This window comes from Paenibacillus sp. J22P143 (assembly GCF_059692035.1).
Genome location: NZ_JCAUAQ010000017.1, coordinates 23,517 through 37,378, shown reverse-complemented (window position 1 = coordinate 37,378; position 13,862 = coordinate 23,517). Strand labels below are relative to the sequence as shown.

At 50.1% G+C, this 13,862-nt stretch carries 13 protein-coding genes; 11 read left to right on the top strand and 2 right to left on the bottom strand.

All coding sequences use genetic code 11. From position 1 onward, the window contains the following. The first annotated feature begins 39 nt into the window (after nt 1–39). Entirely contained in the window at nt 40–897 is an 858-nt protein-coding gene (locus AC58PQ_RS20365; RefSeq protein WP_497244720.1) for a thermonuclease family protein, read from the top strand. Between the two features lie 57 nt (nt 898–954). On the opposite strand, the gene AC58PQ_RS20360 is transcribed toward AC58PQ_RS20365, so the two are convergent. Further along, nucleotides 955–2,226 (bottom strand): MDR family MFS transporter, encoded by a 1,272-nt coding sequence (locus tag AC58PQ_RS20360; protein ID WP_497244718.1) that lies wholly within the window; start codon nt 2,224–2,226, stop codon nt 955–957. Nucleotides 2,227–2,446: 220 nt separating this feature from the next. Between AC58PQ_RS20360 and AC58PQ_RS20355 the strand changes: the two genes are divergently transcribed. The 7 genes from AC58PQ_RS20355 to AC58PQ_RS20325 all read left to right on the top strand — a co-directional run bounded on the left by AC58PQ_RS20355 (nt 2,447) and on the right by AC58PQ_RS20325 (nt 9,428). Then, complete coding sequence (locus tag AC58PQ_RS20355; RefSeq protein WP_497244716.1) at nt 2,447–2,602, top strand: hypothetical protein; 156 nt, start codon at nt 2,447–2,449, stop codon at nt 2,600–2,602. Between the two features lie 144 nt (nt 2,603–2,746). Then, the gene (locus AC58PQ_RS20350; protein ID WP_497244714.1) at nt 2,747–3,799 is read left to right on the top strand and encodes an NAD(P)/FAD-dependent oxidoreductase; all 1,053 of its coding nucleotides are present in this window, start codon (nt 2,747–2,749) and stop codon (nt 3,797–3,799) included. A 144-nt stretch (nt 3,800–3,943) separates the two neighbouring features. Further along, nucleotides 3,944–4,435 carry a CcdC protein domain-containing protein gene (locus tag AC58PQ_RS20345; RefSeq protein WP_497244712.1) on the top strand — a complete coding sequence of 164 codons (492 nt, stop codon included), beginning with the start codon at nt 3,944–3,946 and terminating at the stop codon, nt 4,433–4,435. Between the two features lie 172 nt (nt 4,436–4,607). Then, nucleotides 4,608–4,994 carry an adenylate/guanylate cyclase domain-containing protein gene (locus AC58PQ_RS20340; RefSeq protein ID WP_497244710.1) on the top strand — a complete coding sequence of 129 codons (387 nt, stop codon included), beginning with the start codon at nt 4,608–4,610 and terminating at the stop codon, nt 4,992–4,994. 141 nt (nt 4,995–5,135) lie between these two features. Next, a complete protein-coding gene (locus tag AC58PQ_RS20335) occupies nt 5,136–6,113 on the top strand; it encodes an ornithine cyclodeaminase family protein (RefSeq protein WP_497244708.1) in 978 nt (325 codons plus the stop codon). Nucleotides 6,114–6,125: 12 nt separating this feature from the next. Beyond that, nucleotides 6,126–7,286, top strand: coding sequence for a dipeptidase (locus tag AC58PQ_RS20330; protein WP_497244706.1), 1,161 nt, complete (start codon nt 6,126–6,128; stop codon nt 7,284–7,286). Between the two features lie 99 nt (nt 7,287–7,385). Further along, a complete protein-coding gene (locus tag AC58PQ_RS20325) occupies nt 7,386–9,428 on the top strand; it encodes a CocE/NonD family hydrolase (protein WP_497244704.1) in 2,043 nt (680 codons plus the stop codon). Between the two features lie 1,921 nt (nt 9,429–11,349). On the opposite strand, the gene AC58PQ_RS20320 is transcribed toward AC58PQ_RS20325, so the two are convergent. After that, complete coding sequence (locus AC58PQ_RS20320; RefSeq protein ID WP_497244702.1) at nt 11,350–11,988, bottom strand: transmembrane-type terpene cyclase; 639 nt, start codon at nt 11,986–11,988, stop codon at nt 11,350–11,352. A gap of 294 nt (nt 11,989–12,282) precedes the next feature. Between AC58PQ_RS20320 and AC58PQ_RS20315 the strand changes: the two genes are divergently transcribed. From AC58PQ_RS20315 to AC58PQ_RS20305, 3 genes are all read left to right on the top strand, one after another. Next, on the top strand, nt 12,283–13,047 hold the full coding sequence (locus tag AC58PQ_RS20315) for a GTP pyrophosphokinase (RefSeq protein ID WP_497244700.1): 765 nt from the start codon (nt 12,283–12,285) through the stop codon (nt 13,045–13,047). Nucleotides 13,048–13,126: 79 nt separating this feature from the next. Beyond that, nucleotides 13,127–13,351 carry a hypothetical protein gene (locus AC58PQ_RS20310; RefSeq protein ID WP_028555525.1) on the top strand — a complete coding sequence of 75 codons (225 nt, stop codon included), beginning with the start codon at nt 13,127–13,129 and terminating at the stop codon, nt 13,349–13,351. 4 nt (nt 13,352–13,355) lie between these two features. After that, the gene (locus AC58PQ_RS20305; protein WP_497244698.1) at nt 13,356–13,790 is read left to right on the top strand and encodes a DUF6526 family protein; all 435 of its coding nucleotides are present in this window, start codon (nt 13,356–13,358) and stop codon (nt 13,788–13,790) included. Nucleotides 13,791–13,862: the final 72 nt, after the last annotated feature.

The following is a 13,862-nucleotide window of genomic DNA, read 5'->3' as shown; positions in this document are numbered from 1 at the left end:
TATACCTATAGAACAGTCATCATATGGAGGTACAACTAAATGGTAAACGCAATCCCAGGCTTTAGTAGAAAAAAACAAATCATCCGCGCAGGGATCTTCGTTCTGCTTATGATGGTGGCGTCTGCCTGTTCGTCGTCACAAGTGGACATGGAGAGCGCAACACCTGCGGCTACGGTGAGCGTATCACCTTCCGCGGCCGCGACAGCGACAGCCAAGGCAACCGTTAAGCCTGCGCCGATTAATCGCATCGAAGCCAAAGTTGTCCGCGTCGTCGACGGCGACACCATGAAGGTCTCTTTTACCGAGAGTGGCAAGGTCAAAGAAGAAACGATTCGTCTACTTCTTGTAGATACGCCAGAAAGCGTGGATCCCGAGAAGCCGGTTCAGCCTTTTGCATTGGATGCGTCCAACTATGCGAAAACGATGCTAACGGGCAAAGACGTCCAGCTCGAATTGGATGTATCGGAGCGGGACAAATACGGCAGATTACTGTGCTATCTATACATCGGGGATAAGATGTTCAACGAGCTGCTGCTCGAAAATGGCTACGCCCGAGTGGCGTATGTTTATCCGCCGAATGTGAAATATGTGGATCAATTTCGGGCGATTCAGAAGACAGCGCAGCAAAAAGGCGTGAACATCTGGAGCGTAGAGAACTATGCGCAGGAGGATGGGTTTCATGAGGGTGTAGTGAAGGAGAGTGCTGCACCATCGCCAAAGTTATCCACAACGGCTACACCGAAACCAGTGACTACGTCGCAGCCGAAATCAACGGTGCCCTACAACTCCTGCAAAGAGGCCAATGCTGACGGTGCGTATAACATCAAAAGAGGAGAGCCTGGCTACAGCTCGAAGCTGGATGGCGACAAAGATGGCGTTGCCTGTGAGAAAAAGTAACCTATATTTCGCATCAAAAAAAGCACCCGCAACGGGTGCTTTTACATTTTCAACTGCCTACTGCGCTGCAGTTTGCTTATCATACTGATTAAACATCATGTTGTAGATGGCAGCGGACAGGACTGCAAGTGCCGCCAACAAGATGAACGTCCACGTAAAGCCGATCCAACTGCTGACCGGGATCGATAGCGGTGCTATGGTGCGCCCAAGCGTATAACGCAAGCTAGAGGCAGCGAAATATTGACCGCGGATATGGTCAGGCGCCAATCTGGACACGAAAGCTTGCTGCGGTCCTGCGGACATAAGCTCGGCAAGCGTGAAGACAGCTATTGCGATGGTTAATCCCCAGAAGGTAGACATTTGGCAGAACATCACCATGCCCAGCGCGTAGAAAAGCGCCCCGCCGATGAACACATAACGATCGCGGTAAGCGAGCATCCATTTGGTCACGATGACGGTAAAGAGAGCTACGAAAAGGCCATTCTCAGAGACGATCAAGCCGAATAGCTGCTTACCCGTTAGCTGGAGATCCCAGTCGTTGTAAGAGAAAATTGTCGTGAGCGGCATGGTTTCTTCCAAGAATACGGGAAAAAGTAAGTCCAGCTGCATGAAGGTCTGAGAAAGCAGCACACCCGCAATGACGAACAGCAGAAACACGCGGTCCGTTGCAATAATTTTGTAGTCGCGAAGCTGCGTGGCGATGGCTTGATACCATGGCGCGTCAGCTTGCGAACGATGGCGATCGACTAGCTGTTTGGGCAGTGTTTCGTGTAAACGCCGTGACATCATGAGCGCAAGTAAGACGCAAACCACGGAAGCCGCGGCTAGCACGAGATACGGATTGTCCTTATAAAGGAGGGAACCGAGTAAAGGTCCTACAACGACAGCCATATTGGCAGTTGTATAGAAGATGGCAAACACACTGGCGCGATGCTCTTCATCCACGACATCCGCGACCATCGCTTGACTGGCAGGCCAGTACAAGGAGCCGAAAAAGCTCGCAACACTGAAGCCAATGAAGCTGATCATAGGCATGGCGAGCCAGGGGGAAGCGGCTAGTGCGAAGATCCCGTAACCGAAAGCTTGTCCCAAAGCGGCGATCACCATCATCCGTTTTCGCCCGAATCGATCCGCACTGTAGCCGCCCAGCAAATTGCCGAAGACAGATAGCGCCTGCGACAAGATCAGAAGAATACCCGTCCAGCCTTTACCGAACGAATTGGCAAAATAGATCGATAGAAACGGAAAGAATGCCCAAAAAATAACGTTAAAAGCGGTTTCTCCGCCGAGGCGGATTTTTAAATTAATGTCCCAATCTCTAATCTTCATTATTTAATTTACCTCTGGTTAATATAAGTATCCCCCTATCATACTACCAATCTTCGTGCGGAAACAAGGCGGCTAAGAGAGTGAATGGTTCCAATTGTGGCAAATTTTAACGTAAAAAAGGAGCTCGCCGCAGAATAACTGTGACAAGCTCCTTCATATTTAGCTTCAACTCGAAGCGGAGAGTGAGGGCAATCCCTTCACGAATAACGTGCTGAGGGGCATGGAAGAAGAAGTTAATGCGATCACGAGGCTGACCAGCGAACTGCTGCAACTAACCACTACAGCACCAAAAGCATCGCTCAGCAATGCTGTAATGATGAAAAACAACCTTACAGCAGTCGAAACAGACGAAACCCCCGCGAATCCTTCGCTGTAGTGAGGAAAAACATCACTACAGCACCAAACTCGTCGCCCCCACCGCGCTTTCAGCATATTTTCAGTTGAAAAAATGAGCAAAACGCAGTATGATTCATTAATAATGATTCTCAATATCAATTGGTGGAGCAAGGGGTGGACGTATATGGAACAGAACGAATTGTTTGATGTAACAGTTATTGGCGGGGGCCCTGCAGGGCTTTACTCGGCTTTCTATAGTGGACTTCGTGAAATGAAGACCAAAATTATTGAATTCCAACCGCGGCTTGGCGGAAAAATACATGTCTATCCCGAAAAAATGATCTGGGACGTAGGCGGCGTCACGCCGACCCCGGGAGCGAAGCTGATCACGCAGCTTGTTGAGCAAGGCCTTACGTTCAGCCCTGAGGTTGTTTTGAATGAGAAGGTTGAAGCTATTGCTAAAAATGAAGAGGATATCTTCGTCCTGCGCACGACATCGGGGCAGCTGCACTACTCCAAAACCGTGATCGTCGCTGTCGGCTCCGGCATTCTTAACCCGAAAAAGCTGGAGATCGAAGGCGCAGAGCGCTACGAAGTGTCCAATTTGAACTATACGGTGAAGTCGCTGGAGCGCTTTAAGAACAAGACTGTCGTCATTTCGGGCGGCGGCAACTCGGCTGTGGATTGGTCCAATGAGCTGGAGCCTTTCGCGAAGCAGGTCATTTTGAGCTATCGCAAAGATCAGCTGACAGGGCACGAAGCTCAAGTGAAGCAGCTCCAGAATAGTTCCGTGGCGTGTTATTTGAACACCTCGATTACGAAGCTTTTTGCTGCTGGGGAGGACGCATCTATTGAACGCGTTGAACTAACGAACCATGAAACAGGCGAAGTGACTTCATTTCACGTGGATGAAGTGATTATCAACCATGGCTATGATCGCGATACGACCCTGCTCGAAAACAGTGAAATCGAGATCGAGAGAGCTGAGGATTACTATATCGCGGGGAGCGCGAACAGCGAATCGTCTGTGCCTGGGCTGTATGCAGCCGGCGATATTCTTCATCACCCAGGCAAGGTGAAACTGATTGCTGGAGCGTTCCAAGACGCGGCGAATGCCGTGAATAAAGCCAAACAGTACATCCAGCCTACGGCCGATAAGGTCGCGATGGTCTCGTCGCATAATCAAGCATTTAAGAATCGGAATAAAGAGTTAGTGAAGAAAATGTTTCAATCCTAATCTGGATAAGCTACATACAGCCATAAATAAAAGCACCCCGCGGGGTGCTTTTTTCCATCCAAGTGTCGGTCTCAAGACGGAGGTAAATTCATAGCAGTAACCGTATAATTTGGTACAACTACTCATCGAAAGGGGCACTAGGGTATGAATGCTGAAACACTCATCGGTTATGGAATCGGTGCTGTGGTTATCATTTTGGTCATTTGGCTTAGAACGCGAGGAAAAGCAAAGCCGATTCGGAACAAAGGAAGAGGGATGCTGATTCCAGTCTTTCTGCTTCTCATTGTGTTCGGTCTTAGTATTAGCTCGTTGACAAATGTACCTGATCATCCATTTCATCTCCCGGCGATTTGGGAACTCCTTTGTGCAGGTGTGCTCGGCGTAGGGTTAGGCAGTATTATGCTGTACCATACGGGGTATGAGAAGCGGGAGGACGGTTTCGTCTATGCGAAGCCTAACCCCAACTTCAAGTATGTGATCATTACCGTCATTGCGTTCCGCTTGATATTATCCCAGTATTTCAAAGGCTTGGATCCTACGGAATTCGCCGTGTTGACGATGGTTATGGCGTATTTATACATTTGTGTATGGCGGATTGGCAGCTTCCTCAAGTACCGCAAGGTTAGCGCTAGCTAGCTCAATAACCCCAATCATAGGAGCGCCCTCAGGGTGCTCTTTTTGCTGTTCCTCAAGCTGTCGAAAAAGGGATTCTGATGTCGGGAAATGGTAAATTCTGATATAATTTAGGTGGTGATTAGAGACACAAAAGCTAGACCACATAGAGGAAAGCCGAGGGAGTGCGAGAGGAATGCGGTCTTTACCGACGGGGATTGTTACGTTGCTTTTTACGGATATTGAAGGAAGTACGAAAATGTGGGAGGCGTATCCTGTTGAGATGCAGGAAGCACTGCGACGCCACGATGAGATATTATCGACTATTTTTACCGAGTATGGCGGTATTGTCGTGAAGCATAGAGGGGAGGGAGACAGCCTTTTTGTCGTCTTCTCCGTGGCTTCGAACGCGGTCCGTGCTGCTGCATCTGTTCAGATGAAGCTAGCGGAGACCGAGTGGCCAATGTCGCAACCGATCTGTGTGCGAATGGCTTTGCATTCAGGTGAAGCCGAGCTGCGCGAGGGGGATTACTATGGGGGAACCGTCAATCGTTGCGCTCGTTTGCGGTCAATAGCGCAATGACTTGTTTCGTAGCGCATCCTCGTTCCCATCTAGACATCCCCTAGCTGTACTACCGGTATCTGCTGGGGGATTTTTGAATTTCGTCATACCTAACCAGCTTTGCTATAATGACAAGAACTATATAAAAGCAGGTGATCCAAGATGTTAGTGATCAAGTCAACCGAAGTGCTAGAGCTTCTCGCGATGCCAGCTTGTATTGAAATCATGGAAGCTGTGCTCGTTGATTTGACGAATGGACAAGCGGTGCAAGCGCTCAGATCCGTTGTTCCGCTGCAAGGCGGCAATGTGATGGGGCTGATGCCCACGTATTTGAAGCGGGATGAGAAGGTTGGCGCCAAGGTGATTACCGTTTTCCCGGGTAATCACGGCAAAGGCTTAGCTTCGCATCAAGGCTTTGTATCATTGTTCAATTCGACCAACGGTCAATTGGAGGCGATTGTCGATGGCACCCGAATCACCGCCATCCGCACCGCAGCAGTTAGCGCGGTAGCAACGAAGTTGCTCGCTAAGCCCGAGGCCACAACCCTTGCGGTGATTGGCACGGGCGAGCAAGCCCGCTCGCATATCGAGGCGATGCTGCTGGTGCGCCCGATCACGAAGATCAAGGTATGGGGGCCGAACCCGGCCCATGCCGAGAAGCTGAGAGCCGAGACAGCAAGCCGCTATCCGGCTGTCCTTGTCGAGGCGGTTGAGTCCGCAGAGGCGGCTGTCGCTGATAGCGATATCATCTGCACGGTGACGGCGTCGACGACGCCGATCGTGCAGGGCGCCTGGATCAAAACAGGCGCGCATGTGAATGCCGTAGGCGCCTGCCGAGCGAAGGACCGTGAGCTCGATACCGAGCTGGTGCGCCGAGCAGAGCTCTTCGTGGACCGCACGGAATCCGCTGTGAACGAAGCGGGTGATTACCTGATCCCTCTGCAGGAGGGGGCGATCGGGGAGGGCCACATTTTAGCTGAAATTGGTGAGCTGTTGGTGGGCACGAAAGAAGGAAGACGCTCCGCCACGTCCATCACATTGTTCAAATCGTTAGGGCTTGCTTGCGAGGATCTCGCAGCGGCCAATTATATCTACAAGGAAGCGATTCGCACGAACAAAGGAACCCACATTGACTTCTAGGAGTGAGCATCGATGAATTCGACAGAAGGACTTTATCCATTCAACCTTACACCAGAGCAAGAAGAACGCGCACGGGAGCTGCATGAGAGCTCGATTATTATTGATCTTTTGTTCCAGGGGCCGTTGTCTCCTAAGGCGATTCCAGAGGAAGTTTCGGAGAACATACGTGAGGTGTGTGAGCCTTACCGTGAAGATCCATGGACCTATAGCGCGATGCCGAGCAAAATCATTCACGACATGGCGGCACGCGGAGAGATTTCCGAGTTCAAAGATGAGTGGTACCGTTCCGGCATCACGGCAGGGAATCGTCAGCTGGATGTGTTCAGTGTGGACAAAATCCTCATCAGCATGGGCGACATTCAGCGTCAATTTGATGCGAACGACTGGCTGGTGAAAGTAGTGACGGGAGAGCAGATTCGCGCAGCGAAGGCTAGCGGATTGAAGGCTGGAATCGTAACGGCACAGGAAACCGACGGTCTCGGCAAAAATCTGGAGCTGCTCGAAGCGATGTACAATTTTGGGCTGAGAGTGCTGCAGCTTACGTATAACAATCAGAATTATATTGCTTCCGGTTGTGCGGAAGAGGCGAATGGCGGCGTGAGCAAGTTCGGTATGCGTTTTATTAGCAAAATGAATGAACTAGGCATCATCGTTGATACGAGTCATTGCGGCAAACAAACGACGCTGGACGCGTGCAGACTTTCGACAGCGCCAGTGATTGCTTCGCACACTGGGGTTGAGAATATCTACCGGCATATGCGCTGCAAAAGCGATGAGGAATTTGGGGCCATTGCCGCTACGGGCGGCGTAATTGGCGTGTTTGCGATGCCGTGGTTCGTCCACGGGGATCCGAATGATACGACGATTGAGCATGTGCTCGATCATATGGATTATCTCGTCCGACTGGTCGGCGTGGACCATGTCGGCATTGGCACCGACTGGCCGATGAGCGATGTGGCGTGGTCGTTGGTCTATTTTAAAGAGCATATTGCGCCTCGCATTGGGTTCGCCAAAGGGGATGGACCCTCGACGGAAACGGTGAAGGGGCTTGAGAAATATAGCTATTTTATTAATTTTACCCGTGGTCTCGTGGTAAGAGGTTATTCGGATGAGGATGTTCGTAAAATGATGGGCGGTAACTGGCTGCGCGTATTTGAAGCGGTGTGCGGATAGGAGATGGCGGAGATGACGAGAGAGCGATGGACGAGCAGGTATAAGATGTATGCGGCTGGCGTGTATGAAGGGACGATCCGGTTTACGGAGAGCGCAATTATGCATGCCAAAGTGGATTCACGTCGACGGATGCAGATGCAAGAGAATGTGCTGGCGGAGACGGCTGGGTATATCTTGCCTCTAGGCAAGATTAAGTTAAATCTGTCGCATTATGCTGATGCTGACTGGCAGGGTGAACAGGTCGTGCTAGGGAATGGCGACGTGTATCAGAAGCATATCCAGTACACGGCTGAGGTAGAGGGTAGAGAGGTGACTTCGCAAGTGTGGGCATTGCGTAAGGATACCGCGCTCGATATCGTGACGGTGGATGGCTGTATCGTGGCTTTTGTGGCCCCGAACCGCTATGGCATGGAAGTGCTGGTCGTGGATGGTTATGAGGCCGTGACACCGTTGCGGGAGTACGCGGATTCACTGCTTTCTGAGGCGCGGTATGGGGTGAATGACCTCGGAACGGACTTGATCCCGATGCGGGATGGCGTTCGTTTGGCAACAGATGTGTATCTACCAGAGGGGGTAGCGCCTGGTGCTAAGCTGCCAACGATTCTGATTCGCACGTGTTATGACCGCAATATGCGGAAGACGTTCTTTAAAAGATGGGCGAACAAAGGCTACGCCATCGTCAATCAGGATGTTCGCGGGCGCGCGGATTCCGAAGGGGAGCTTGTGCCGTTCTACTATGAGCGGGACGATAGCTCGGATACGATCGATTGGATCGTCGCGCAGGACTGGTCCGACGGTAACGTCGGCATGTGGGGCGCATCCTATCTAGGGTACGTGGTCACAGCCGCTGCGACTAGCGGGCACCCGAACCTGAAGGCCGTCGTGAACGAAGTGAACGTCGGTTCGCCGTTCGTGGATACGGTGCGCAAAGGCGGCACCGTGTGTTCGTGGCCTTTGCTGTGCTGGACGTTGGCGCAGTCGGTGGGGACGCGGACGGATTTTGACATCTTCGCGGGCAAGACCGTCAGCCCGGAGAAGGCTGTCGATGCGAGACCGATCCGCGAGATTCCGCAGCAGATGATTGGTCGGGCCTCAGGTCCGTGGGATCTGTGGAGCGAGCATCCGGACTACGATGATTTTTGGCGCAACTGCACCTTTAGCGAGCGCGGTGAGCATGTGAAGGCGCCGATGTTCGTCATCTCGGGCTGGTACGATGGTGACAGCGCGGGGGTTTCGGAGACATGGCGGATGCTCACCAAGCACGATGTGCCGAACCGCAAAATCTGGCTCGGACCGTGGGAGCACGGCCCGAACCGTGCACGCGATCTGCTCGACACCAGCTTCGGCAATGATGCGGTTGTGTATAACTACGATGTGAACGTGCTGCGCTGGTTTGATCGGTTTTTGAAGGGCATCGCCAATGGCATTGAGCAGGAGCCGCGCGCAAGTTATTATGTGGTCGGCACGAATGAGTGGCGGACCTCCGATGATTGGACACCGAGTGAGGCGATGGCGACGAAGTGGTTTTTGGGCAGCGGCGGACGAGCCAACTCCAGTCTTGGCGATGGCATGTTGACGCTGGGAACTCAGGCACAGCACGAGGAAAGTGAATCGGATTCGTACGTGTACAATCCGGAAGAGCCCGTCGCGGACAGCGGCGAGCGCGAGCCGGAGAACATGCGGCGGCATGAGCTGCGGAGCGACATCCTCGTGTACACGAGCGAGGTGCTGGCGGAGCCTGTGACCGTGGCAGGCGAGCTGTCCTGTGAGCTGTACGCGTCGAGCAGCGGCGTCGACACAGACTGGGTTGTGACGTTAAGCGATGTGGACCCGAAGGGGAACTCCATCAAGCTGTCCAACTACATCGTGCGTGCGAAGTATCGCAACGGGTTGGACGCGCCGGAGCTGCTCACGCCAGGAAAGGTCGAGAAGTTTGCGATTTTTATGCAAAATATCGCGCATACCTTCCCTCAAGGGCACCGCTTACGGTTCACGGTGACGTCGTCCAGCAAGATGATTGCGTTCCCGAACACGAATACCGGCTTGAATCCCTATCAGGATCCGCAGCCGGTCGTGGTGACGCAGAAGATTTATCACTCGGAAGCGTTTCCGAGTCATGTGAAGCTGCCGATTTTGCCATAGGAAGAAGGGAAAAGACAGACTTTCGAGTAACTCCTCACTTTCGGCTCCAGCCTCGCCGGAGTTACTCGACTTTTTCGAGTAACTCCTCACTTTCGGCTCAGCCTCGCCCGAGTTACTCGACTTTTTCGAGTAACTCCTCACTTTCGGCTCAGTCTCGCCGGAGTTACTCGACTTTTTCGAGTAACTCCTCACTTTCGGCTCCAGCCTCGCCGGAGTTACTCGACTTTTTCGAGTAACTCCTCACTTTCGGCTCCTGTCTCGCCCGAGTAACTCGACTTTTTCGAGTAACTCTTCTCTTTCGGCTCCTGCCTCGCCCGAGTTACTCGACTTTTTCGAGTAACTCTTCTCTTTCGGCTCCTGCCTCGCCCGAGTTACTCGACTTTTTCGAGTAACTCCTCACTTTCGGCTCAGCCTCGCCCGAGTAACTCGACTTTTTCGAGTAACTCCTCTCTTTTAGGCTCAGTCTCGCCCGAGTTACTCGACTTTTTCGAGTAACTCCTCACTTTCGGCTCAGCCTCGCCGGAGTTACTCGACTTTTTCGAGTAACTCCTCACTTTCGGCTCCAGCCTCGCCGGAGTTACTCGACTTTTTCGAGTAACTCCTCACTTTCGGCTCCAGTCTCGCCCGAGTTACTCGACTTTTTCGAGTAACTCCTCACTTTCGGCTCAGTCTCGCCGGAGTTACTCGACTTTTTCGAGTAACTCCTCACTTTCGGCTCCAGCCTCGCTCGAGTTACTCGACTTTTTCGAGTAACTCCTCTCCTTCGGCTCCAGCCTCGCCGGAGTTACTCGACTTTTTCGAGTAACTCCTCACTTTCGGCTCCAGCCTCGCCGGAGTTACTCGACTTTTTCGAGTAACTCCTCACTTTCGGCTCAGTCTCGCCGGAGTTACTCGACTTTTTCGAGTAACTCCTCTCTTTTAGGCTCCAGCCTCGCCCGAGTTACTCGACTTTTTCGAGTAACTCCTCACTTTCGGCTCAGTCTCGCCCGAGTTACTCGACTTTTTCGAGTAACTCCTCTCTTTTAGGCTCAGCCTCGCCCGAGTTACTCGACTTATTCGAGTAACTCCTCACTTTCGGCTCAGTCTCGCCGGAGTTACTCGACTTTTTCGAGTAACTCCTCACTTTCGGCTCCAGCCTCGCCCGAGTTACTCGACTTTTTCGAGTAACTCCTCACTTTCGGCTCCTGCCTCGCCGGAGTTACTCGACTTTTTCGAGTAACTCCGCTACTTTCGGCCTTGCCTCGATAGAGTTACTAAAAAAATTCGGGAAAAGACACCTTGTTGAGGTGTTTTTTCTTATTTATTTCTTGAGGATATGTTGTCTTAATCTAACAAATTCCAAAATATGAGTAAGTTCACGAAAATGTGTATTAGGCCCTCGTTATGTATCATTCTGATTTATGCTCATACATCGCGATTTGGCGTGTATAGTAGTTTGAATTGTCTTCTTGCTGAAGCGGTTGTTCATGTTCTTGCTCTTGCTGTTCCCACATTTTTACCACATCGTCGACTCTGAGTTTTTTACCCGTGGTTGTAACGTAAAATGTATCTCCGGGAATACGATTATGCTTGTGGTCACCTGCACGTTCAATGCCCTCAAATCGTCCTTGATCTAACCAATTATGTATGGAAACGACAAAACTCCGAAATATTTCGATAGTTCTTTTATGCTGTAATCTTTCGTGGACTGTGAAATCATCTCTTTTTGATTATAAGCTTGAGTCCGTGCATGTTGTAATAAGTTGGAAAATCCATATTTGAAAACCTCTGTATTTTCAAATATGGATTCATCTAATGCTTGTACAAGAGTAGCATTATTCTGCACAGAATGCGCTCAGAACTTTAAATAACAAAACACTGTTATCATAACTACGACAAAGGAGTTCTACTACGGTGGATTTTAAATCTAGCTTTATTTCGTTTAGGCTGCATCCCCTCGGCGAGCCACCAAATCCGCCCGATGAACGATCACAATATAAAGAAGATCCGCAACTGTCACTAACACACACATGATCGTTAGTAGAAATGAATCCGGAAACAACGAATAGCAGAGCACAGAAGCGCACAAGGTGCCCAGCATTTTATAGTAGGCGATATAAATAGACTGGCCCTTTAGCCCCTGCTTAAAGGGCAGCCCGATAAACAGAACGGACATCATCAAATTGATGCCAAAAGCTGTGTATTTGCCCACTTGATCATGGAATTCGACGACCATTCCGACATGGAGCAGCAGGGAAATCACAAGAAGGAAGAAAATCGCAGGTAGGAGTAGACGCGGTGGAAACTGAGGTTTGGCAAAGTAGACGGCTTGGAACAGAATGACACAATCCAGCAGGAACCAGACAAGTGAAATGATCATCTGCAGCGGGTGAAAAGGCATCACGAACGCGAATAGAAACTCCCACGTAATATTGGCGCAAATGGCTGCTAAGGGCATGCCGCAGGCGCGATCCTTGAACCCTTGGATAATGATGAGGATATAGGTGATTGTCCAAAATATGGCTAGTCCATATTGCAGGAAGAGCTCCATTTGGTTGGACAGCAGGTGTTGCATCGCCATAGTGGGAAAGCACATCCTTTCGCGGGTGTCTCTTTCCATTTCTATGTACAACCCTGGGGAAAAAGAAGGGGTCTTTGTGATCAGCGTGGAATTTGCGAAGACACGGGGAATTTCAACATGATTTTGGACCGTTGGGGCACCCTAGAATCGGAAACTAGCACTCATATACATACAACGGACACTTAAGACACCCTAGCGGTGTCTTTTCTGCTCGCTGAATTTGCTTCGGGCGATCCTCATGATTTAAACTAGCAAAGAATGGAAAATAACCATGACCAAAGGATGGAGCTCTGCATGAATATGATCAGCAATCAACTTTCGATGAATGACTTGAAAAAGTTTAAACATGACATTACACGCTTCATGATGACTTATAAGTTTGCACTGGATGAAATGGAAACAAGGATTGAAATCCTCGTTCAAGAATTCGAGATGCTGCATGAATATAACCCGATTGAACATACGAAATCGCGATTGAAATCGCCGGAAAGCATTGTTCAAAAGCTGATGAGAAAAGGGGGAGAGCTCTCTTTCGAAGGCATTAAGGGCAGCGTAAAGGACATTGCCGGACTGCGAATTACATGCTCATTCGTTTCCGATATTTATGTCATTTCGAAGATGCTGAGAAACCAGAATGATCTCAATATTTTGAGCGAAAAGGATTATATCAAGAATCCGAAGCCGAATGGGTACCAAAGCCTACATTTGCTCATTGAAGTGCCTGTACATATGTCGGACCGCGAGGAGCGCGTCTGCATGGAAGTTCAAATTCGTACGATTGCCATGGACTGTTGGGCGAGCTTGGAGCATAAGATATTCTATAAATTCAGTGAAGGTAACCAAGCAGTACCTGTCCGTCTGTTAGAAGAGTTAAAGCAAGCAGCAGCCTCCGCGGCGGCACTGGATTCACAGATGGAGCGATTACATGCGGAGATCGGCTTGATTAAGGAAGGGCAAGCAGACATCGCTGAGGATACCTTGAATCAAATTATGATCAGTAATCAGCAATTCGCATTGCCGAAAGCACTGCTGGCTCTAATGAGTGATGAGGAGTCTTAGGTGGCAGATGAAGGTAATTGGGTGAAAAATGTATTTTCGTGCTATAATAGAGAGATCGGAATGAGAAGGGTGCGAATACATGCAATCATTTGAAGACTGGAATCAAAAGGTGAAGACAACATTCAACGCGACAAGCAACGAAGTTGTCCTGACAGTGATGGAAGCGGGCAAAATTTTAGGTCTATCGAAAGATCAGATGAAGCAATACGTGGACAAAAACAATCTAACGAAAGTGCCCATCATGAGAAGTGTGCATCGATATCTCTTATTAGAGAGAGAGATTACAGAGATTGTGGGGAAATAAGTAGATGAAGGTTCAAAATTATGTTAACCATCGACGTATGCATCCGTTGTTTCATTATATGTTCACACTGTTAGCGCTAGGCTTAGTGGTTCTATCCATTATGCAGCTTGTTAGCGCCTTACAGACTGACGAGCAGGTCCTGCCCGCAATCATGTTTGTACTCATTGCTGTCATTGTGGTTGTGATCTTTTTGCTTATCCGCTCCTACCCAATTAAGGCGCAGGATCGGGCGATTCGAGCAGAAGAGAACCTTCGGCACTTTGTGCTGACACAGAAGCTGCTGGATAAGAAGTTGACGATGGGACAGATTACGGCTTTACGCTTTGCATCGGATGAAGAATTTCCTGCACTTTGTAAGAAGGCAGCGGCGGAGCGGATGGCCCCAGATGCGATTAAGAAAGCGATTCGCAGCTGGAGAGGCGACAATTACCGAGTATAAGATGGTTTTCACTTTATGAAAGACACATCCGCGGATGATGTCTTTTTTTGTGCTTTTATTCCTGATTTTGTA